Here is a 21,118-nt window from a genome sequence, read left to right on the forward strand (position 1 = left end):
GTCTAAGTAATCCTTACCAAGGGCCCCTCACACCCCAGTCACAAACCCGTCCAGAACCTTTTTCTGCCCCGCTCTATCAAAGTCGATCGTCAGCTTGTTGCCTTCGATGCTGGCGATGTTGCCGTTGCCGAATTTCTGGTGGAAGACGCGGTCGCCGACCGAGAAGGGGGAAGGGGTGTCGGCCACCGATTTCGCCACCAGCTCGCCCTCGATGGTGCGGCCCTTGACCGAACCCGCGCCGGCGCCGTAGCCGGAATCCGTCTCGCCATAGCCGATGCGCTCGACCTGGTGGCCGGAGCGCGTGCCCCAGTTGCGGCTGGTCGCCTCGGTGCGGTTTTGCTGCGCGCGCGCCCAGCCGGGCGTCGCGTAAGTGTTGGAGAAGGCGCCTGATCGGCCGCCTGCCGGGTGCCCGCTGCCTCCGGCAGCGACCCGGCCTTCTCGACCTTCGAAAGCGCCACCGGCGCTTCCGATGCCTTCGGCACCGGTCTTCAAAGTGTCGAAGCGGGAGGCGCCGTAGGGGTTCTGGCGTCCGCCGGAAAAGCCGCCCCGCCCACCGGCGAAATTACCGCCGCCATAGGGGTTGCCGTAGCCGCCGTAGGAATTGCCGCCTTCCTGCACCTCGACATGGGCTTCCGGCAGTTCGTCGAGGAAGCGCGACGGAATGGTCGACTGCCACAGGCCGTGGATGCGGCGGTTGGAGACGAACCACAAATGCAAATTCTTCTTGGCGCGGGTGAGGCCGACATAGGCCAGCCGCCGCTCCTCCTCCAGGCCGGAGCGGCCGCCCTCGTCCAGCGCGCGCTGGTGCGGGAACAGGCCTTCCTCCCAGCCGGGCAGGAACACGGTCTCGAATTCCAGCCCCTTGGCCGAATGCAGCGTCATGATCGAGACGGCGTCCATGCCCTCGTTCTGCTCGGCGTCCATGACCAGCGCGACATGTTCGAGGAAGGAGCGCAGCGACTCGTAATCCTCCATGGAGCGGATCAGCTCCTTGAGGTTCTCCAGCCGTCCCGGCGCCTCGGCCGAGCGGTCGTTCTTCCACATGTCGGTGTAGCCGCTCTCCTCGAGGATGGTCTCGGCCAGCTCGGTGTGCGGCGTGGTTTCCAGCGCCGTCTGCCAGCGCTCGAAATTGGCGGCGACCTCGCGGAGCGCGGCGCGGGGCTTCGGTTTCAGCTCGTCGCTTTCGGCGAGCCTGGCGGCGGCTTCCAGCATGGGAATGCGCAGCGCGCGGGCGGTGGCGTGGATCTGGCTGATCGTGGCTTCGCCGAGGCCCCGCTTCGGCACATTGACGATTCGCTCGAAGGCGAGGTCGTCGGCGCCCTGCGCGACGACGCGCAGATAGGCCAGTGCATCGCGGATTTCGGCGCGCTCGTAGAAGCGCGGACCGCCGATGACGCGGTAGTTGAGGCCGATCTCGATGAAGCGGTCCTCGAACGAGCGCATCTGGAACGAGGCCCGCACGAGGATCGCCATGTCGTTGAGGTTGTGCCTGTTGCGCTGATAGGCCTCGATGGTTTCGCCGATGGCGCGGGCCTCCTCGTCGGAATCCCAGGCGGCGTGGACGTTGACCTTCGGGTCCTCGGGGTCCGGGCGGTCGGTGAACAGCGTCTTGCCGAGCCGGCCCTCATTGTGGGCGATGAGATGGGCGGCGGCGCCGAGGATGTGGGCGGTCGAGCGGTAGTTGCGCTCGAGGCGGATGACGGCGGCGCCGGGGAAATCCTTCTCGAAGCGCAGGATGTTGTCCACTTCCGCGCCACGCCAGCCGTAGATCGACTGGTCGTCGTCGCCGACGCAGCAGATGTTGACTTTGTTTTCGCTCGCGGCCGCGCGTTCGCTTCGCTCACTGGCCTGCGCGGGCGCGCCCGAAACGTCGGGCGGGCGGCGGTCGCCGCCTCGGCCTTCGGCCGGTAGGCCGTCACTTGATTTCGGCCGTTGCGCCAGCAAGCGCAGCCACATGTATTGCGCGGTGTTGGTGTCCTGATACTCGTCGACGAGGATGTATTTGAAACGCCGGTGATACTCCGCCAGCACGTCGTGATGAGCGCGGAAGATGCGGATCGGGTGGCACAGAAGGTCGCCGAAGTCGCAGGCGTTGAGCGTGATCAGCCGGTCCTGGTAGGCCTTGTAGAGCTCGCGGCCCTTGCCGTTGGCGAAGGCGCGGGCGTCGCCCTCGGGAATGTCGGCGGGACCGAGGCCCTTGTTCTTCCAGCCGTCGATCATCTGGGCGAAGGTGCGCGGCGCCCAGCGCTTGTCGTCCAGCCCCTCGGCCTGGATCAGCTGGCGGATCAGCCGCACGACATCGTCGGTGTCGAGGATGGTGAAATCGGAGCGCAGGCCGGCCAGCTCGGCGTGGCGGCGCAACAGCTTCACGCCGATCGAGTGAAAGGTGCCGAGCCACGGCATGCCCTCGACCGCCTCGCCGACGAGCAGGCCGATGCGGTTCTTCATCTCGCGCGCGGCCTTGTTGGTGAAGGTGACGGCGAGGATCTGGCTCGGCCACGCTTTTCCGGTGGCCAGAATGTGGGCGATGCGGGTGGTGAGCACGCGGGTCTTGCCGGTGCCGGCCCCGGCCAGAACCAGCACCGGGCCTTCCGTGGTTTCCACCGCAAGCCGCTGCTCGGGGTTGAGGCCGTTCAGATAATCGGGCGGCTGGTTGCCGCCCTGCCGGGCCGCCATGGCGCGCGCGGCGATGCCGGACGGCGCCGCCGAGGGCGCACTCTTCCCGCCGGACGGGGCAGAGGGCCTCGCGCCCGGTTCATCGAAGAAGGGCATGTCGTCGTCGGGAAAGCCGGACATTTCCTCCGAATGTAGTGATTCGGGGCGAAAAGGCCAGCAATCTCGGTCCGGCAGCCCGGCAATGTTGCCAAAGTGTTCTCTGCCGGCGTCTCTACAGGAAGGCGGTGGCGCCGTCTTTCGGCATGCCCTTGGGGCGCATCAGCCGCTTCTGCGCGGCGATGCGGAAGGGCGCATTGGGCGCGCCGTAACCCGCATAGCCGCCGCGCCGCTCGACGATCTCGACGATGAAGCCCTCGCCGAAGGTGCGCGCGTAAAGCTGGAAGAACTCGCCATGATCGTCGCGGTCGTAGAGGATGCTGGCGGCGCGCAGCCGGTCGGCAAGTTGCGGTTCGAGGCCGAAGCGGGCCTCGACATCGTCGTAGTAGTTGGGGGATATCGCCAGCGGCTCGAAGCCGCGCAACCGCAGTTCCTCGGCGGTCGCGAAGATGTCGCCGGTGGCGAGCGCGAGATGCTGCGCACCGGAGCCGAACGTCTCGGCGACGAAATGGCCGGCCAGCGTGCGGCGGCTCCCGGCGCCGTTGAGGGTGAGCCGCAGCCGCTTGTCCGTTCCCTCGACGACCTGACTGCGGACGATACCGCCGGGATCGATGACGTCGATCAGCGGGGTCTTGGTGGTCTGGAACAGCGAGACATAGAAGAGCAGCCAGCTCGACATGTCCTCCTGCGCCATCGTCTGGCCGATATGGTCGATGCGGGTCAGGCCGACGCCGCCCTGAGCGTTTGTGGCGGGCAGGGGCGCGAATTCGATGTCCCAGACCCTGACGAGATCGGTCTTGCCGTCGATGAAATAGACCAGCCCGCCGCCGACGCCGCGCACGGCGGGAATGGTCAGCTCGCCCGGGCCGACAGGCTGGTGGAACACCTCCGCGCCCAGCGCCCGGGCGCGCGCCACGGCGGCGGCGGCGTCCTCGACCTTGAGGCCGATCGCATAGGCCGAGGTGCCATGGACGACGAAGGAGGAATGGGCGAAGCCCTGCCGCTCGGTGTTGACGACGATGTTGATGTCGCCCTGCCGATAGAGCGTGACGTCCTTCGATACATGCCGGCCGGCCTCGGTGAAGCCGAGCGTTTCGAGCAGCATCCGGAGTTCCCCGGCGCCTTGCCGATCGGCGGCGAACTCGATGAACTCGACGCCCTCGACGGCGATGCGGTCGGGCATGGCCGGAACGGAGGTCGTGATTTCGGGCTCCTGCCGGCGCACCTGATCCATCAGCCAGACCAGCGAGCGGTGGCCATCGACCGAGATGGCGCGGGCGGAGCCGCCGCGAAACTGGTCGTTGAAGATTTCCAGCGACAAATAGCCATCATAGCCGGTCGCCGCCACCGCCTGCATGAAGTCGCGCACCGGCAGGTCGCCTTCGCCCGGCATGTTGCGGAAATGCCGGCTCCAGTAGAGCAGGTCCATCTCGATCTGCGGCGCGTCGGCAAGCTGGACGATGAAAATCCGGTCCTTCGGGATCGAGCGGATGGAGGCGAGGTCGATCCTGCGCGCCAGCGTGTGAAAGGAATCGAGGATCAGGCCGATATTGGGATGATCGGCGCGGCGGACGATCTCCCAGGCGTCGCGGTGGTCGTAGACATGCCGGCCCCAGGCCAGCGCCTCGTAGCCGACGCGCAGGCCGCGCCGGGCGGCGCGCTCACCCAGTTCGTGGAAATCGGCGGCGGCGCGGTCGATGCCGCCGAGCGAAACCGGCGATACCGACGAGCACACCAGCATCAGGTCGGTCCGCAGTTCCTGCATGACGTCGAACTTGCGCTCGGCGCGGTCGAAGGCGCGGCTGCGCTGCGGCTCGGGCAGGCCTTCGAAATCGCGGAACGGCTGGAACAGGGTGATGGCGAGGCCGGCGTCGCGCGCCATCTGGCCGACATCGCGCGGCGAGCCGTCGAAGGCGAGGAAATCGTTCTCGAAAATCTCGACGCCGTCGAAACCGGCGGCGGCGATGGCGGCGAATTTCTCGGCAAGGTCGCCGGCAATCGACACCGTTGCGATGGATGTTTTCACCACGACCCTCCCGAAGCCATAATGTACGAACTGGTTCGTACATTATGGCAGGGCGAGAGCGGCGGCAAGGGCGGGAGACGGCGGCAAGGGCGGCAAGGGTGATGCGGAGCATCGGGGGTCCGCGCATGCCCTTCGTCATCCGGAGGCGGGCCGAGCGCACCATGCGTCATCCCGGAAGCCGGAGGGAAACGGAGGCTATCCGGGACCCTTGGCCGCAAGATAGTCAGGCGCGGCCCGGTCCTTGCGTTGGTGCGCCTTCCTGCTCTTGGGCGGTGGCGCGCCTCGCGATTGATGATGCAAACCTCGAACCCGGCCGCCCTGCTCAATGGGTCCCGGGTCTGCGCGACGGCCTTCGGCCTGCTCCGCCGGGATGACGAAGGTGTGGCCTCTTCCGTCCCCTTTTTGTGGAAAGGTCGCGCCGCAGGCGGGGTGGGGAGTTGCCTTCTCCCCTTGTGGGAGAAGGTGGATTGGCGTGCAGCGCCGAGACGGATGAGGGGTGCTGGCCGGAGCGTGGGCTGCGCTGGCTGGAGCACCCCTCATCCGACCTCGCTTCGCTCCGCTCGGCTCGGCCACCTTCTCCACAAGGGGAGAAGGGACTGGTGAGCGGCGGGCGGAAGGCAATTGCAGATTGTGAAGAATGGGCGGCAGCCTTTATGCTGGGCACGTTGAGACTGGAATGACCTGGAACGGCACACCGGAGATCTGAAATGGCGCTCAAGCGGATGGACAATGTGGGAATCGTGGTCGAAGACCTCGGGGAGACAATCGATTTCTTTCGCGAACTCGGCCTCGAACTCGAAGGGCGGGCCACGGTCGAAGGAGAATGGGCCGGGCGTGTGACCGGGCTGGGCGACCAGCATGTCGAGATTGCCATGATGCGCACGCCGGACGGCCACAGCCGGCTCGAGCTTTCACGCTTTATCCGGCCGGCGGTCGTCGCGGATCACCGGAATGCCCCGGTCAACGCGTTAGGCTACCTCCGCGTCATGTTCACCGTCGACGATATAGACGACACGCTTGCGAGGCTTAGCAAGCGCGGCGCGCAGCTTGTAGGCGAGGTCGTCGAGTACAAGGACGTGTATCGGCTCTGTTACATTCGCGGGCCTGAAGGCCTTCTCATCGGACTCGCCCAGGAACTGGGCTGAGGACAATTACGAACTTTCCGGACAGGTTCACTCCCCCAGCACTTCGGCCTTGGAAGCAAAGCGCAGCACCATATCGACGGTGTTGCGCTTCAGCCGCTCAAGCTGATCGGGCGCGCCGATGTCGCGGCCGAAAATCTTCGAGAAGGTGGCGCGGTTGGAGACGTTGAAGAAGCAGAGCGCGCTGACCTGCCAATGCAGTTCGACCGGATCGAGGCCCGGCCGGAACTTGCCGTCCTCGACGCCGCGCGCATAGACGCGGGCGATGTGGTCGATGGCGGTGACGTTCAGTTCGCGGATGACGTCGGACTGTTCCAGATACTCGCCGTGATGGATGTTCTCGATCATCACCATGCGGATGAATTCCTCATGCAGATGGTGGTGGTCGAAGGTGAATTCGACCAGGCGGGTCAGCGCCGCGACCGGCGGCAGCCCTTCGATGTCGAGCCGCGCCTCGCCCTCGCGCACCTGCCGGTAGGCATTCTCCAGCGCATGGAGGTACAGCCCCTCCTTGTCGCCGAAATAATAATAGATCATCCGCTTGCTGAAGCGTGTCTGGGCCGCGATCTCGTCTATCCGCGCGCCCGACAGGCCGTTCAGCGCAAACTCCTTCGAAGCGATCTCAAGGATGTTGCGGCGCGTGCCGTCCGGGTCCTGGACGCGTGTCGCGCCCCGATCCTTCTTGGGCTTTTGTCCGGGTTTCACCGCTGCCATGCCAATTCCGTTCCACCGAGTTCCATCGGCAATTGACTAAACTAACCAGTTAGTACATTGTCCGCAAATCGGGACGGCTCCATTTACCGGCGGGTCCCGCATGAAGACAAGAGCGCTGCGAAAGCGAAGCACTGGGAAGTCAAGTCGCCGGGAGAGACGCTGACAGGAATGGCGCCTTGAAAGGGGGCACTGGAAGAACTGTGCGATGGGAGAAGAGGCGATCCGCGGATCGTCCGCGAGCCTGGAGGCGGCTCGCCGAGGGAGGAACAGACGGGAATGGCCGACACGTTCGTCGACCTGCTTGGCCAACTTGTGGCCGACCATCGCGGCGCCGCCGGAACGGGCCACGATACCGTTATTGTCGGCCTCGCGGGCAGGGGCATCCAGTCGTCGCGCACCCCGGGCATGCATGAGCGCGAGGCGCGCCGCCTCGGTATCGCCTATTCCTACCTGCTGCTCGATTTCGACCGGCTCGGCCTGCCGGATGCGGCGCTCGGCGAGTTAGTCTCAGCCGCTCAAGCCGCCGGTTTCCATGGCCTCAACGTCACGCATCCTTTCAAGCAGGCGGTGATCCCGGTGCTGGACGCCCTGTCGGACGAGGCGCGCGCCATCGGCGCGGTCAACACGGTGGTGTTCGCGGGCGGCCGCAGGGAAGGCCACAACACCGACAGCTGGGGTTTTGCCGAGAGTTTCCACGAATCGATGGCGGGCGCGCCGATGGGGCGCGTCGCGCTGTTCGGGGCCGGCGGCGCGGGGGCCGCCGTCGGCCATTCTCTCATGCAGCTGGGGGCGGGGCGGCTTTCGATCGTCGATACCGAGCCCGGCCGCGCCGAAGACCTGACCTTGCGCATGAGCGCTTTCTTCGGCGACCGCGTCGAGGCCTGCGCCGATCCATCCGCCGCCGTGCGGGCCGCCGACGGCATCGTCAACACGACGCCGGTGGGCATGGCCAAATATCCGGGCACGCCGTTCGATTCGGCGCTGCTGCGGCCGGAAAAATGGGTCGCCGACATCATCTATTTTCCGCCGGACACCGAACTGCTCGCGCAGGCGCGGGCGGCTGGCTGCCGGACGCTGCCGGGAACCGGCATGGCGATCTACCAGGCGGTGCGCGCGTTCGAACTGTTCACCGGCCGCCCGGCGGACCGGCGCGCCATGGCCGGCCATTTCGAGGCGGCGCTATGAACGCGGTGACGCCGAACGTCCGTATCGACTGCGTGGTGGAAAGCCGCGACCGCCTCGGCGAGACGCCGCTGTGGTGCGACCGCACGCAAAAGCTGTGGTGGATCGACATCGAGAACCCGGCGTTGCGATCCTACGATCCGGCAAGCGGCGCGCAGGAGACCGTGGCGCTGCCCGGCACCTATGCCGGCACCCAGGCGCTGACCAAGGCCGGCGACAGGCTGCTGGCGGAAGACCTGACGCTATACTCGCGCGACGCCGATACCGGCTACCCCTGCGACCTGCTCACGCTGGAGCACGGGCTCGACAACCGCCTGAACGACGGCCGGGTCGATGCGCGCGGCCGCTTCTGGGTCGGCACGATGGACAACGGCCTGTCGCAGCCGAACGGATCGCTCTACCGCGTCGACACGGACGGCGTGGCGACGCGCGTCGAGACCGGCGTCGTCGTCTCCAACGGCATCGCGTTCTCGCCTGACGGCGGGACGCTCTATTTTACCGACACGCGCCGCTACACCAGCTTCGCCTACGATCTCGACCTCGACGACGGGGTGATCGCCAACCGCCGTGTCTTCGCCGACTATTCCGCAAGCGGCGACAGGCCGGACGGGGCGTGCGTGGATGCCGACGGCTGCCTGTGGGCGGCGTTCTTCGCCGGCGGGCGCATCGTCCGCTACCGGCCGGACGGGCGGATCGATCGCACGATCGCAATGCCGGTGACCAATCCGACATGCCTGGCGTTCGGCGGACGCGACCTGAAGACGCTTTACGTGACGACGGCGTGGAAATTCCTGAGCCCGGAACAACTCGCGGAGGAGCCGCAGGCTGGCGGGCTGTTCGCCATAGAGGGCGTCGGGCAGGGGCTGCCGGAGCATCGTTTCGGCGCGTGAAATTGGCCGGCGGGGAAAGCGCCGGGAGGAAAACGGGAGGACTGGAATGAACAGGGTGACAAGACGGACGCTGCTGGCGGGCGCGATTTCTCTCGGCGTGCTGGCGATGGCCGGTCCGGCGATGGCCGAGGCGATCAAGCTGCGCTTCGCCGATTCCACGACGGCGGATGCGCCACGCTCGCAGGCGCTGGTCAACATCTTCGCCAAGGAACTGGGGGCCGATTTCGCCTTCGAACCCTATTTCGGTTCGTCGCTCTACAAGCAGGGCACCGAGATCGTCGCCGTGCAGCGCGGCAACCTGGAGATGGCGCTGATGCCGCCATCGGATTTCGCCAAGCAGGTTCCGGCCTTCTCGATCCTGACGGCAGCCTATCTGGTGCGGGACGCCAGGCACATGAAGGCGATCTTCGATAGCGACATCGGCGCGGAGTTCAAGAAGTTGGCGCGCGACGAGATGGGCGTCGTCATCCTGGCGCCGGCCTATTACGGGGCGCGGCACGTCAACCTCAAGGGCGACAAGAAGATCATGAAGCCGGAGGATATGGCCGGCATCAAGCTCAGGATGCCGGGCGGCGAGGCGTGGCAGTTCCTCGGCGAATCCATCGGCGCCAATCCGGTCGCGATGGATTATGCGGAGGTCTATACGGGCCTGCAGACCGGCGCCATCGACGCGCAGGACAATCCGCTGCCCAACGACAGACTGATGAAGTTCTACGAGGTGACGAACCAGATCGTTCTCACCGGCCATAATGTCGGCTTCGGCCTGCTGCTCATCAACGCCAAGCTGTTCGACAGCCTGACGCCGGACCAGCAGAAAAAGATGCAGGACGCGGCGAACGCCGCCTTTGCCTGGAGCGACGCCGAATACGTCAAGCAGGAAGCCGAACTGGTCGACTTCTTCAAGCAGCAGAAGCTCGACGTCTATACGCCCGACGTCGACGCGTTCCGCGCCTACGCCAACAAGAAATATCTGGAATCGCCGCTTTCGAAAGATTGGCCCGCCGGCATGGTCGAGCGGATCAACGCGCTTTGAAATTATCGTGCATGATCAACACTGGGAGGTACTGACATGAAACTTGAAATGAACCGCCGCCTGTTCCTGGCCGCGACCGGGGCCGCCGCCATCGGCTCGGCCCTGCCTGCCTTCGCGCAGGACAAGCCGAAGCTGCGCTTCTCGGCCGTCTTCTCGGAGCAGGATATCCGCGCCGAGATGATGAAGAAGTTCGCCGACGCCATCAAGGACGACTTCACCTATGAAGGCTACTATGGCGGCAACCTGTTCAAGCAGGGCACCGAGCTCGTCGCCATGCAGCGCGGCAACCTCGAAATGGGCAACATCGCCCCGCAGGACATTTCCAAGCAGATCCCGGCATGGTCGATCGTCACCGCCGGCTACCTGTTCCGCGACGCGGCGCATCTGAAGACGTTCTTCGCCAGCGATCAGGGCGCGGAGCTGAAGAAGATGACCGAGGACCAACTCGGCGTGAAAATCCTCGGGCCGACCTATTTCGGCCTGCGCCAGGTCGGCCTCAAGCCCGACAAGGAAATCAAGACGCCCGCCGACATGGCCGGCATCAAGCTCAGGATGCCGGGCGGCGACGCCTGGCAGTTCCTCGGCCAGGCGCTCGGCGCCAATCCGACGCCGATGGCCTATGCCGAGGTTTATACAGGCCTGCAGACCGGCGCCATCGACGGCCAGGACAACCCGCTGCCGAACGTCGAGAACATGAAGTTCTACGAAGTGATGTCGCAGATCGTCATGACTTCGCATCTCGTCGGCTTCGACCTGCTGGCGGTTTCCAAGAAGGTCTGGGACGAGATGGGCGCCGACAAGCAGGCCAAGTTCCAGGCTGCCGCGGACGCCGCGATCGAGTTCTCGACGCAGAAGCATCTCGACCATGAGAAGGAACTGGTCGAAACCTTCAAGGGCAAGGGCCTGAAGGTGTACGAGCCGGATGTGGCGGCCTTCCGCAAGTTCGCGCAGGAAAAATACCTGGCGTCCGACCTTGCCAAGGACTGGCCGGCCGGGATGATCGACAAGATCAACGCGATGTGAGGGCGCTTCGGGGACTGAACAAGTCGGTCAGACCATCCGTGCACGACTTGACACCCCCAGCCTAACCCTCCCCCCAAGGGGGAGGGGATTTTGAGACGTCGACGCCTCCCTCCCCCTTGCGGGGAGGGTAAGGGTGGGCGGTCGATAGGGGCCAGCGTCCTTGGAGGGACCTTTGAATCCACAAGTGAAACAGACAGGCGGCTGGCTCTACCGCCGCGCCGAGAACATCCTGGCGGCAATGCTGGCGCTGATGTTCGCGGCGTTCCTGCTGCAGATCGTCTTCCGCTACGTGCTCAACCTGCCGATCGGCTGGACCAACGAGATCAGCGTCATCCTGTGGATCTGGCTGGTGCTGTTCGGCGCCGCCTTCGTCGTGCGCGAGGAAGAGGAAATCCGTTTCGACCTGATCTATTCGGCGGTCGGCGCCAAGGCGCGGCGCGTCATGTTCCTCATCTCGGCCTTCGCCCTCATCGTCCTTTACGCCGTCTCTTTCCCGGCAGTCTGGGACTATGTGACCTTCATGCGCGTGGAGAAGACCGCCTATCTGAAGATCCGCTTCGACTGGCTCTATTCCATCTACATCGTCTTCGTCATCGCCATCATCGCCCGCTATCTGTGGCTGTCGTGGCAGGCCATGTTCGGCAAGGCGCCGGAAGAATTCGATCCGACCAAGGCGGGATCCGGCGTATGAACCTGACAAGCCCATTCTCGCTTTCCATCGTCGCCATCACGGCGCTGGCCTTCCTCGGCCTGCCCATCGGCCACGCCATGATCGCCGGCTCGATCCTCTACCTGCTGCTCGCGGGCCTCGACATGGGAACGGTGGCGGAGCAGTTCCTCAACGGCATGTATTCGAACTACATCATCCTCGCGGTTCCGCTGTTCATCCTCGCCGCCGAACTGATGAACATCGGCTCCATGACCGACAGGCTCATGGCGTTCTGCAACGCCGTCGTCGGCCGTTTCCGCGGCGGGCTGGCGCATGTGAACATCCTGCAGTCGATCATCTTCGCAGGCATGTCGGGTTCGGCCATCGCCGATGCTGCCGGCACCGGCAAGATGATGCAGCAACTGATGACCAAGGACGGCAAATATCCGGCGAGCTACGCGGCGGCGCTGACGGCGGCGACGGCCGTCATCGGCCCGATCATCCCGCCGTCGATCCCCATGGTCATCTACGCGCTCGTGTCGGATGCCTCGATCGGCTACCTGTTCCTCGGCGGTGTCATCCCCGGCCTGCTGATGGCGCTGTCGCAGATGGTCATCGTGTTCTTCGATGCGCGGCGAAAGAATTTCCCGCTCGAGAAGCCGACACCGGTGCGCGAACTGCCCGGCGTCACCTGGCGGGCGCTGCCGTCGCTGATGATGCCGGTGGTGCTCCTCGGCGGCATCTATACCGGCATTACCACGCCGACCGAGGCAGCGGCCGTCGCCGCCGCCTATGCGCTGCTGATTTCCGTGGTGCTCTACCGCAGCGTTTCCTTCGGCGAATTCTACCGCTCGGTGCTGTCGAGCGCCCGCACCACCGCCTCGATCGGCATGCTGATCGCCGGCGCGCTGGTGTTCAACTACGTCGTCACGGTGGAGAACATCCCGCAGTCGATCAGCGTGCTTTTGACGAGCTGGGACCTGTCGCCGACCGGCTTCCTGATCCTGGTCAACGTCATCCTGCTGCTGCTCGGCTGCGTGCTCGAGGGCACGACGATCCTGCTGGTGGTGGTGCCGGTCCTGATCCCGACCGCGCAGGCGCTCGGCATCGACATGGTGCATTTCGGCGTCATGGTCGTCGTCAACATCATGCTCGGGCTGATCACGCCGCCCTACGGGCTGCTGCTGTTCATCATGACGCGCATCGCAGAAGTGCCGCTGCGCGACCTGGTGCGGGACACGATGCCCTTCCTCTACGCGATGATCGTTTCGTTGGGGCTTATCACCTTCTTTCCGTCGCTGGTGCTATGGCTGCCGCGGCTGCTGGGCTACCAGGGATAGGACGCGAACCATGAAGCCGATCTATGTCATCAACGGTCCGAACCTGAACCGGCTGGGCACGCGCGAACCGGAAATCTACGGACGCACCACGCTTGCCGAGATCGAGGCGCTGTGCCGCGACGCGGCGGGGCCGCACAGCGTGCGATTCCACCAGTCGAACGCCGAACACCAGATCGTCGACTGGATCCACGAGGCGATCGACGAGGGCTCCGGCATCCTGATCAATCCGGCCGGGTTGAGCTTCCGGTCCATTCCCATCCTCGACGCGCTCAAGATGTTTCCCGGACCTATCGTCGAGTTCCACATCTCCAACATCCACCGGCGCGAGGAAATCTACCACCATTCCCTGATGTCGAAGGCGGCCACGGCTGTGCTGGCGGGGCTCGGGCCGCGCGGTTACGGGCTGGCAGTCACGTGGCTGGTGGAGCAGCTGGACGGCTGAAATACCGTCAGGCTGTACGGGATTGTTTCTCCTCCCGCGGCGCGCTTCACTGAGCAACGAGGCCTCGACGGGTGCAGTCGGACCACGAAAGCATTCATGGGCCAAAGCCACCATATCCGGGTTTCCCTTGTTCGTGACCGCCGCGTGACGCCCGTCTGCTTGACAGGGCGACGCTATCGGGAAAGGCTCGACGGATTGACATAATCCGGACCGTTTTTCGGTCCGCGCGCAGTGAATTGCAAAGGGGTCACGCCATGGCCGTCCTGATCACCTCGATCATCCTCGCCCTCATCGGACTTTACCTTGGCATAGGGGGCGGATGGCTGATCGCGGCGGGCGGCAGCTGGTACTATCTCATCGCCGGACTGGCGTTTCTTGCCACGGCTTTCCTGTTGTGGCGCAGGCGCAGCACCGCGCTCTGGCTTTATGCCGGCATCGTACTGGCGACGCTCATCTGGGCGGTATGGGAAGCGGGGTTCGACTGGTGGTCGCTCGGGCCGCGCGGCGGCATCATCGTGCTCATCGCGCTGTGGCTTTTGACGCCGTGGGTGCGGCGCAGGCTCGCCGGGCGCGACGGCCGCGCGCCGCTGATCCTTGCGGTGCTGGCGTCGTTCGGCGTGGCCGGCTATTCGATGTCGGTCGATCCATACGACATTTCGGGCGAACTTTCGGCCGATGCGGTGACGCCCTCGGCCGATCTCGGCGGCGCGGTGCCGCCCGGCGAATGGCACTTCTACGGCCGCACGCCCTACGGCCAGCGCTATTCGCCGCTGACGAAGATCAATCCCGGCAACGTCGCCAAGCTCGAGCCGGCCTGGACCTACCGGACGGGCGACATTCGCGGGCCGGACGACGTGACGGAAACCACCTATCAGGTGACGCCGCTGAAGATCGGCGAGACGCTCTACATCTGCACGCCGCACAATTTCGCCATCGCCATCGATGCGGCGACCGGCAAGGAGAAGTGGCGCTTCGATCCGAAGATCGGGCCGGAGAACCAGCGCCAGCACCAGACCTGCCGCGGCGTTTCCTACTACCACGACGTCAAGCTCGCCGCCGGCAGCGCCTGCGCCGAGCGCGTCTACCTGCCGACCTCGGATGCGCGGCTGATCGCGCTGGACGCGGCGAACGGCCAGGTCTGCCCCAGCTTTGCCGAAGGCGGCACGCTCAATCTGATGACCAACATGCCGTTTCCCAAGGACGGCTATTATTACTCGACCTCGGCGCCGCTGATCGCCGGCGGCAAGATCATCGTCGGCGGCGCGGTCAACGACAATTATTCGACCGAGGAGCCGTCCGGCGTCATTCGCGCCTTCGACGTCGATACCGGTGCGCTGGTGTGGAACTGGGATTCCGGCAATCCGGACGTGACGACGCCGCTGCCCGCCGGGCAGGAATACACGCACAACTCGCCCAACATGTGGTCGACGGCGAGCGCCGACGAGAAGCTCGGGCTGGTCTACGTTCCGCTCGGCAACCAGACGCCCGACCAGCTCGGCATGAACCGCAGCGAGGCGGTGGAGAAATACGCATCGTCGATAACCGCGCTCGATCTGAATACCGGGCATGTGCGCTGGGTGCGGCAGACGGTGCATCACGATCTGTGGGACATGGACGTTCCGGCGCAGCCGTCGCTGGTCGATATCACCACCGCCTCCGGCGTCGTGCTGGGGCTGGTCGGGCCGACCAAGCAGGGCGACATCTACGTGCTGAACCGCGAGACCGGCGAACCGATCCTGCCGGTGAAGGAAGTGCCGGCGCCGGGCGGGGCGATCCCCGAAGACAAGACCTCGCCGACGCAGCCGGTATCGGCGCTGAGTTTCAACCCGAAGCCGTTGACCGGCAAGGACATGTGGGGCATCACCCTATTCGACCAGCTCGCCTGCCGGATCGAGTTCCAGGGCCTGCGCTATGAAGGCCGCTACACGCCGCCTTCGGTGCAGGGCACGCTGGTCTATCCCGGCAATTTCGGCGTGTTCAACTGGGGTGGCGTCGCCGTCGATCCGGTGCGACAGGTGATGTTCGGCATGCCGACCTACCTGGCGTTCAAATCGCAGCTGGTGCCGCGTGATCAGGTGCCTGCGCCCGACGACGAGGGAAGGGGGTCGGAGCAGGGGCTGAACCGCAACGAGGGCGCGCCCTATGCGGTGGTGATGGGACCGTTCCTGTCGCCGCTCGGCATTCCCTGCCAGACGCCGCCCTGGGGCTATGTCGCCGGCGCCGACCTGGGCACCGGCAAGATCGCCTACAAGCACCGCAACGGTACCGTCTACGACATGACGCCGCTGCCGCTGCCGTTGAAGGTCGGCGTGCCGGGCATCGGCGGGCCGATGATCACCGCCGGCGGCGTCGTGTTCCTGGGGGCTGCCGTGGATGACTATCTGCGCGCCTACGACCTGACCACCGGCAAGCAGCTTTGGAAAGCGCGCCTGCCGGCGGGCGGCCAGTCGACGCCGATGACCTACGAGACGGCGGACGGCCGCCAGATGGTGGTGATCGTCGCCGGCGGCCATGGCTCGGTCGGCACCAAGGCGGGTGACTACGTCATGGCCTACACGCTGGGGAAGTAGGCGTATGAAGGTTTGCCATTGGTGACGGTCAGCGGGCCGTTGTCCATGCAAACCAAAGCGCAACGGCAGCCAGCAGCAAGGAAAAGAACCTCCTGGCGAGTCTCTCCCGTCCGGGGTCGTTCAAAACGGGTTCCAGCGATCCAGCCAGGAGCACGATGACAAGATGTATAAGCGTTGCAACGGTCACATAGACCGCTGTGAGTATCATCGCCTGTCGTGTGGCCGACACGGTCGGGTCAATGAATGTCGGCAATACAGAGATATAGAAGACGCCCGCTTTCGGGTTGAGCAAATTTGTAATCAAGCCTCGAGTGAAATAGCGGCCATGTTCAGTCGGGGCGCTGGCGACTACATCAGTGCCGCTGATCCATCCTTCCCAAGCGAGATAAAGCAGGAAGATCACGCCGGACCACCGCAGCATCTCGTATACAATGGCGGAGGCTTGTATGATTTCAGCGACGCCCAGTGCTGCAATCAGTCCAATGGTCGCCAGGCCTATCGCTATACCGGCAACGGTGGCCAATCCGGCGCGCCGTCCATTGCTGGCGGACACCAGTGCGAGATAGGTCATATTCGGGCCAGGCGTCAGCTCGACCAGCAGCGCCGTGATCAAGAATGGCGTCGTCAGAGGAGGCAATATCTGCGACAATCGCATCGGTGCTCGAGCAGGAGGGAATCGGATGCAGGTTCAAACAATGAGCAGGCTGCAGTGTACCAAGTTTTTGGAGACACAGCGCCTCGGCTATCTGGCCTGTGCTTTGAACGATCGTCCCTACGTGGTTCCAATTTACTATGCACTCGAAAACAATGCTATCTACTCGTTCTCGATGCCCGGCAAGAAAGTAGACATCATGCGCGCCAATCCGCAGGCAGCCATGGTCGTCGAGCAATTCTCAGACAACCGTTCCTGGACGAGCGTCATGGTGCAGGGTCACTATGAGGAACTCTCAGATGACGCGGATCTGATGGTTGAACGAGAGCGGGCCTGGTCCCTGCTCAGCAAGTACGCCAATTGGTGGGAACCAGGCGCATTGAAACCCTCAGGCGCACCAGCCGAGGATCATTCTCACCCTCTTTTCTACCGCCTTGTCATCGATGAGGTTGTCGGGCGCGAAGCCGTCAATGCGACCTAAACGGGGCCGCACACTCAGGTGAGCCCAAGCTGGCCTTTCAGGCTCGGCACCTGGGCCAGAACGTCCTCGATGGCCTTGGGGCCGGCGACCGACTTCGCCTCCTCGATCAGCGCCGTGCCGGCCTGCTGGATCTGTGCCATATCGAGGCCGGTCGCCTTCAACTGGGCGATGCCGTTGATGAGGGCACCGGCCTTTTCGCCGAGGGCACCGCCCAGCGCACCTTGCAGGGAGGACAGAAGCCCGCCGCCTGAACTGGCATTCGGGGCCATGACGTCATACTGCTCGGCCAGTTGCAGCGAACCCGGCAGCTTGTCGAACAGACGTTCGGCGCTGGTGCCTTCCGTCTCGTGCTGCAGCACCGACAGGATGGTGCCGACCACTTTCTCCATGGTCATCGGGTCGATATCGACCTTGTTCGAGATGGCGTAGATGATCTCCTGGACGTTCATGTCTTTCCTCTCTCGCCCCTGCCGCAGCGCGCCGCCCGATAGCGGCATGACCGGCCTACACGGGCCACTCACTTCGTCGTGATTAGACCATGCAGGTTCGACCGCTATCTAATCGCATCGGCGCAGAACGGAGAACACAAAAATGAACAAGCCCCTGATCACGCAGGCGATGATAGACGCTTATGATGAATATACGCATCTGACGCTCGACCGGCGCGGCTTCATGGAGACGCTGACCAGACTGGCCGGATCGGGCGCAGCAGCGGTCGCCATCGCGCCGATGCTTGCCACCAATGCCGCCAGAGCGGCGGTGATCGCCGATGATGACAGCAGGCTGAAGGCCGAGGACGTCACCTATCCGGGCAGCGGTGGCGACATGAAGGGATATCTGGTGCGGCCCGCCGACCAGTCGGGCAAGCTCGGCACCGTGATCGTGGTGCACGAGAACCGTGGCCTGAACGCCCATATCAAGGATGTGGCGCGGCGGGTGGCGCTGGAAGGCTATGTAGCCTTGGCGCCGGATTTCATGTCGCCGCTCGGCGGCACGCCAGCCGATGAGGAAAAGGCGCGCCAACAGTTTTCCACACTCGATCCCGCCCAGGTGCAGGCCAACGCGGTTGCCACGGTCGCGTTCCTCAAGGGCCACGAGAGCGGCAATGGCAAGGTCGGCGCGGTCGGCTTCTGCTGGGGCGGCGGCACGGTCAACATGCTGGCGGTGAACGCGCCGGATCTTGCCGCGGCGGTGGCTTATTATGGCGCGCAGCCTAAGCCGGAGGACGTGCCGAAGATCAAGGCGCCGCTGCTTCTCCACTATGCCGGGCTGGACGAGCGCATCAATGCCGGCATCGATGTCTTCCGCAAGGCGCTGGACGAGAACGGCAAGAAATACACGCTTTACATCTATGAGGGCGCCAACCACGCCTTCAACAACGAAACGTCGGAAGCCCGCTACAACAAGGCGGCGGCTGACCTTGCCTGGCAGCGGACGGTGAGCTTCTTCAAGGAAAATCTTTCGGCCTAGATCAATCGACTCAGCCTAGATCAATCCGAATCGAAAAGCCCACCCGCGGAGGGTGGGCTTTTCATCAATTGTGGGAAGACGACCACGCCGATTGATAGTCGGGCGACAGGGTGAACCCGGTCGGACAGGTTGAAACCGGTGGTGGTTCCCGCACGCCTTCCTGCAATAGCGCAGCGCCGAATTCAGGCCGGCCATCGTATAGGGCTTGGCGATGACGCCGACAGCGCCGGCATAGTTCTCCGGAATTCGCTTTGAGTTGGCCGTCATGAACACGACCATCGAATTGTCCTTGCCGACTATATATTCGGCGACATCGACCCCCGTCGGCCCGTCCGTCAGGTGAATATCGACGAAGGCGATGTCGGCGTCGACCGTATCGATCAGTTCGCGGGCTTCGCTGGAAGAGGTCGCCCAGCCGACGACTTCATGACCGGCGTCCTCAATCAGGCTTTCCAGCTCCATGGCAAGGAGCGCCTCGTCTTCGACAATCAGCACCTTGAGCGGCTTCAACATCATATACCTCACTGCATTTCGTCGGCAGGCAGTTTTATCTTCACGCGGGTGCCGGGATTGGCATTCTCCCAAGTCACTTCGGCACGCAATTGGCGGGCCAGCGAATGGATCAAGCGGGTCCCGAAGGAGGTGCTGTTTTCCTGTTTGCCGTCAAAACCCACGCCGTCATCGGCGATTTCGATATTGATGTGCTCACCGTGATTGTGAAGCCGCACGCCCAACGTGCCCTTCAAGCTCTCGTCTCCACCGTTCTTGAAGGCGTGCTTCAAAGCGTTCGTGACAAGCTCGTTCATCATCAGCGCAACAGGCGTCGCCTTGTGAGCAGATATAATGACTGGCTGCAGATCCAGTTCCTTACGGATTTCACTATGGCCCGACGCGGTCAGCAGATCGGAGATCAGATCGTCGGCAAAGTCGGCCAGATCGAAACGGCTGACATCCTTCGACTGGTAGAGCCGCCGATGGACTGTGCCAAGCGCTTCAATCCGCGAAAGCATGGCATCCAGCGAATGGCGCGTTTCCTCGTCCTTTATGGTGCGCTTTTGCATGACGATCAGCGACGCGACCATCTGGAGGTTGTTCTTGACCCGGTGATCCACCTCGTGGATCAGAACCGTCTGCGCTTCGAGGGCCTCTTCCAGCTCCCGGGTTCGCTCCTTGACGGCGGCTTCGAAACGCTCCTTGTCCGCCTTCACCCTGTGCTCGGACTCCTTGCGGTCGGTTACATCCAGTTGCGAGGCGAAGAAGAACTGCACCTCGCCGCGATCGTTGGAAACAGGACTGATGTACAGTGCATTCCAGAATGCCGAGCCGTCCTTGCGGTAGTTCAAAATATCGATCGATATATCCGAGTTGGCCTGGATGGCCTGGCGCACCCGCTCGACCGATTGGCGATCGGTGTCGGGGCCCTGGAGGAACCGGCAGTTGCTGCCGAGGACCTCATTGCGCGAATATCCGGTCAGCCTCAGAAAGGCGTCGTTCACGAATACGATTGGATTGTCCGCCTTGCGCGGGTCGGTGATGATCATCGACATGCGGGTCGCACGGATGGCTGCGGCAAATGGATCGCCCTTGCCGTGTTCGGCATGCAGGTCGTCCGTCATATGCCACGCGTCAGGTGATTCCCTGGTCGGTTTAAATTCCATCATTTCACTCCAAGCCTCTGGCGGGCATAAACGGGCGGGGAGCGGATTTGGTTCAATCTTGAATCGTTTCGAGATGAAAAATGGATTCCGGATCCGACGATAACGTCATGATTTCCATATCAATTCTGGAATCCGCGATCTATGCGCAGTTGAAGCGCGGGTTTGACGCAAACGGAAACTGCAAATCTGCGCGGATGGGGTCTGTCCGGCTTCACTTTGCGCTTGCTCCGCATGGGAACTGGCGTAAACCTGTCCCGGCGATATAGATGCGAAAGTTCGAGGAATCGCGGATGGACGATAATTTCGACAAGGCGGCAATCGCCGTCATCATCGTGTTCGGGGCGCTGGTCACCGGCGGCCTGATGGCTGCGAATCTGGTCAACGGGGACCGCAACGGTTTTCTGATGGCGGTGGGCGCCGCGACCGCCGCATGGGTCGCGGGTCACGCGATTCTCTTCGACCTGCCGCGTATCTATGCCGCGCTGGTTGCGCTGGCGGTCATTCTGGCCTTGGGAGCCACGGCGGCCTACGCGTTCTAAAGCACGCCGGATCAAAATGGATTCAAACGACGTGCTTTAAGTTCTTGTTTTTATGCATGTCGCTTTCCCAAAACCGCTGCGTATTTGGGCGACATGCATCAGGGCAAGTCGCTATCCAGCCAAGACGAAATGGCCAAGGCAAATACAAAATCTCAGGCGGATGAATGCGTTCGGGCCATTAGGCTCGGGGCAGATTTCAGGCGTGGCCGCGCTTGGAGCGGGCCTGCTTGAGGATGACGCGCCAGCGGATCATATCCATGGGGATAGGCTCGTTGCTGTTGGCGATCTGGAATATCTCGTTGTTGAGGTTCTTGAGCGAACGCCAGAAATCATAATCGCTGATGCGCGGATCGGCTGCGAGCTTTGCCGAGGCGGCCTCGATGTCGATTTTCATGCTCGTTCCTCAAGCCGGCCTGCTTTTTCGTCCGCCGCCTGGTTCCGCAATCCTGACAACGGTTCTTGAATCCCTTGCCGATTCGTTCAAGAGCCGATCCGGCTTATGCACCTTCAAGATTTGTTAAGGTTAACGAGCACG

The 21,118-nt window shown here is 63.7% G+C and carries 20 protein-coding genes; 12 read left to right on the plus strand and 8 right to left on the minus strand.

Annotation, left to right across the window (positions count from 1 at the left end; all coding sequences use genetic code 11):
• Positions 1-27 precede the first annotated feature (27 nt).
• Together J2X35_RS18955 and J2X35_RS18960 are read right to left on the minus strand one after the other, a co-directional pair.
• Positions 28-2,796 carry a UvrD-helicase domain-containing protein gene (locus J2X35_RS18955; RefSeq protein WP_310189074.1) on the minus strand — a complete coding sequence of 923 codons (2,769 nt, stop codon included), beginning with the start codon at positions 2,794-2,796 and terminating at the stop codon, positions 28-30.
• A 91-nt stretch (positions 2,797-2,887) separates the two neighbouring features.
• Positions 2,888-4,798 (minus strand): TIM barrel protein, encoded by a 1,911-nt coding sequence (locus J2X35_RS18960; protein WP_310189075.1) that lies wholly within the window; start codon positions 4,796-4,798, stop codon positions 2,888-2,890.
• Between the two features lie 707 nt (positions 4,799-5,505).
• Here J2X35_RS18960 and J2X35_RS18965 point away from each other — a divergent pair.
• Entirely contained in the window at positions 5,506-5,943 is a 438-nt protein-coding gene (locus J2X35_RS18965) for a VOC family protein (protein ID WP_310189077.1), read from the plus strand.
• 27 nt (positions 5,944-5,970) lie between these two features.
• On the opposite strand, the gene J2X35_RS18970 is transcribed toward J2X35_RS18965, so the two are convergent.
• On the minus strand, positions 5,971-6,654 hold the full coding sequence (locus J2X35_RS18970; protein WP_310189079.1) for a TetR/AcrR family transcriptional regulator: 684 nt from the start codon (positions 6,652-6,654) through the stop codon (positions 5,971-5,973).
• Positions 6,655-6,930: 276 nt separating this feature from the next.
• Here J2X35_RS18970 and J2X35_RS18975 point away from each other — a divergent pair, with 276 nt between their 5' ends.
• From J2X35_RS18975 to J2X35_RS19010, 8 genes are all read left to right on the plus strand, one after another.
• Positions 6,931-7,839 carry a shikimate dehydrogenase gene (locus J2X35_RS18975; protein ID WP_310189082.1) on the plus strand — a complete coding sequence of 303 codons (909 nt, stop codon included), beginning with the start codon at positions 6,931-6,933 and terminating at the stop codon, positions 7,837-7,839.
• Positions 7,836-8,726, plus strand: coding sequence for an SMP-30/gluconolactonase/LRE family protein (locus J2X35_RS18980; protein WP_310189084.1), 891 nt, complete (start codon positions 7,836-7,838; stop codon positions 8,724-8,726). Before J2X35_RS18975 ends, J2X35_RS18980 begins: the two co-directional genes overlap by 4 nt.
• Positions 8,727-8,772: 46 nt before the next feature.
• A complete protein-coding gene (gene dctP, locus J2X35_RS18985) occupies positions 8,773-9,759 on the plus strand; it encodes a TRAP transporter substrate-binding protein DctP (protein ID WP_310189085.1) in 987 nt (328 codons plus the stop codon).
• 36 nt (positions 9,760-9,795) lie between these two features.
• Positions 9,796-10,782 carry a TRAP transporter substrate-binding protein DctP gene (gene dctP, locus J2X35_RS18990; protein WP_310189088.1) on the plus strand — a complete coding sequence of 329 codons (987 nt, stop codon included), beginning with the start codon at positions 9,796-9,798 and terminating at the stop codon, positions 10,780-10,782.
• A gap of 184 nt (positions 10,783-10,966) precedes the next feature.
• Positions 10,967-11,473, plus strand: a complete 507-nt coding sequence (locus J2X35_RS18995) for a TRAP transporter small permease subunit (RefSeq protein WP_310189090.1) — start codon at positions 10,967-10,969, stop codon at positions 11,471-11,473.
• Positions 11,470-12,771 carry a TRAP transporter large permease gene (locus tag J2X35_RS19000; protein WP_310189091.1) on the plus strand — a complete coding sequence of 434 codons (1,302 nt, stop codon included), beginning with the start codon at positions 11,470-11,472 and terminating at the stop codon, positions 12,769-12,771. The genes J2X35_RS18995 and J2X35_RS19000 overlap by 4 nt, the downstream gene beginning before the upstream one ends.
• Positions 12,772-12,781: 10 nt before the next feature.
• Positions 12,782-13,213 carry a type II 3-dehydroquinate dehydratase gene (locus tag J2X35_RS19005; protein ID WP_310189094.1) on the plus strand — a complete coding sequence of 144 codons (432 nt, stop codon included), beginning with the start codon at positions 12,782-12,784 and terminating at the stop codon, positions 13,211-13,213.
• Positions 13,214-13,467: 254 nt separating this feature from the next.
• Complete coding sequence (locus J2X35_RS19010) at positions 13,468-15,783, plus strand: glucose/quinate/shikimate family membrane-bound PQQ-dependent dehydrogenase (RefSeq protein WP_310189096.1); 2,316 nt, start codon at positions 13,468-13,470, stop codon at positions 15,781-15,783.
• 28 nt (positions 15,784-15,811) lie between these two features.
• Here the strand turns inward: J2X35_RS19010 and J2X35_RS19015 are convergent, their stop codons facing one another.
• On the minus strand, positions 15,812-16,396 hold the full coding sequence (locus tag J2X35_RS19015; RefSeq protein ID WP_310189099.1) for a LysE family translocator: 585 nt from the start codon (positions 16,394-16,396) through the stop codon (positions 15,812-15,814).
• Between the two features lie 67 nt (positions 16,397-16,463).
• On the opposite strand from J2X35_RS19015, the gene J2X35_RS19020 reads away from it, so the two are divergent.
• Positions 16,464-16,916, plus strand: coding sequence for a pyridoxamine 5'-phosphate oxidase family protein (locus J2X35_RS19020; protein ID WP_056110447.1), 453 nt, complete (start codon positions 16,464-16,466; stop codon positions 16,914-16,916).
• A gap of 14 nt (positions 16,917-16,930) precedes the next feature.
• Here the strand turns inward: J2X35_RS19020 and J2X35_RS19025 are convergent, their stop codons facing one another.
• Positions 16,931-17,365, minus strand: a complete 435-nt coding sequence (locus tag J2X35_RS19025; protein ID WP_056110444.1) for a hypothetical protein — start codon at positions 17,363-17,365, stop codon at positions 16,931-16,933.
• 142 nt (positions 17,366-17,507) lie between these two features.
• On the opposite strand from J2X35_RS19025, the gene J2X35_RS19030 reads away from it, so the two are divergent.
• Complete coding sequence (locus J2X35_RS19030; RefSeq protein WP_310189101.1) at positions 17,508-18,386, plus strand: dienelactone hydrolase family protein; 879 nt, start codon at positions 17,508-17,510, stop codon at positions 18,384-18,386.
• A 15-nt stretch (positions 18,387-18,401) separates the two neighbouring features.
• On the opposite strand, the gene J2X35_RS19035 is transcribed toward J2X35_RS19030, so the two are convergent.
• Both J2X35_RS19035 and J2X35_RS19040 read right to left on the minus strand, forming a co-directional pair.
• Positions 18,402-18,899 carry a response regulator gene (locus J2X35_RS19035; protein ID WP_310189103.1) on the minus strand — a complete coding sequence of 166 codons (498 nt, stop codon included), beginning with the start codon at positions 18,897-18,899 and terminating at the stop codon, positions 18,402-18,404.
• Between the two features lie 8 nt (positions 18,900-18,907).
• On the minus strand, positions 18,908-20,002 hold the full coding sequence (locus J2X35_RS19040) for a histidine kinase dimerization/phosphoacceptor domain -containing protein (protein WP_244478734.1): 1,095 nt from the start codon (positions 20,000-20,002) through the stop codon (positions 18,908-18,910).
• A 332-nt stretch (positions 20,003-20,334) separates the two neighbouring features.
• Between J2X35_RS19040 and J2X35_RS19045 the strand changes: the two genes are divergently transcribed.
• Entirely contained in the window at positions 20,335-20,583 is a 249-nt protein-coding gene (locus J2X35_RS19045; RefSeq protein ID WP_056115677.1) for a hypothetical protein, read from the plus strand.
• A 196-nt stretch (positions 20,584-20,779) separates the two neighbouring features.
• On the opposite strand, the gene J2X35_RS19050 is transcribed toward J2X35_RS19045, so the two are convergent.
• The gene (locus tag J2X35_RS19050) at positions 20,780-20,977 is read right to left on the minus strand and encodes a hypothetical protein (protein ID WP_056110439.1); all 198 of its coding nucleotides are present in this window, start codon (positions 20,975-20,977) and stop codon (positions 20,780-20,782) included.
• Positions 20,978-21,118 lie beyond the last annotated feature (141 nt).

It is taken from the genome of Mesorhizobium sp. BE184, assembly GCF_031457045.1.
Classification (GTDB): domain Bacteria; phylum Pseudomonadota; class Alphaproteobacteria; order Rhizobiales; family Rhizobiaceae; genus Mesorhizobium.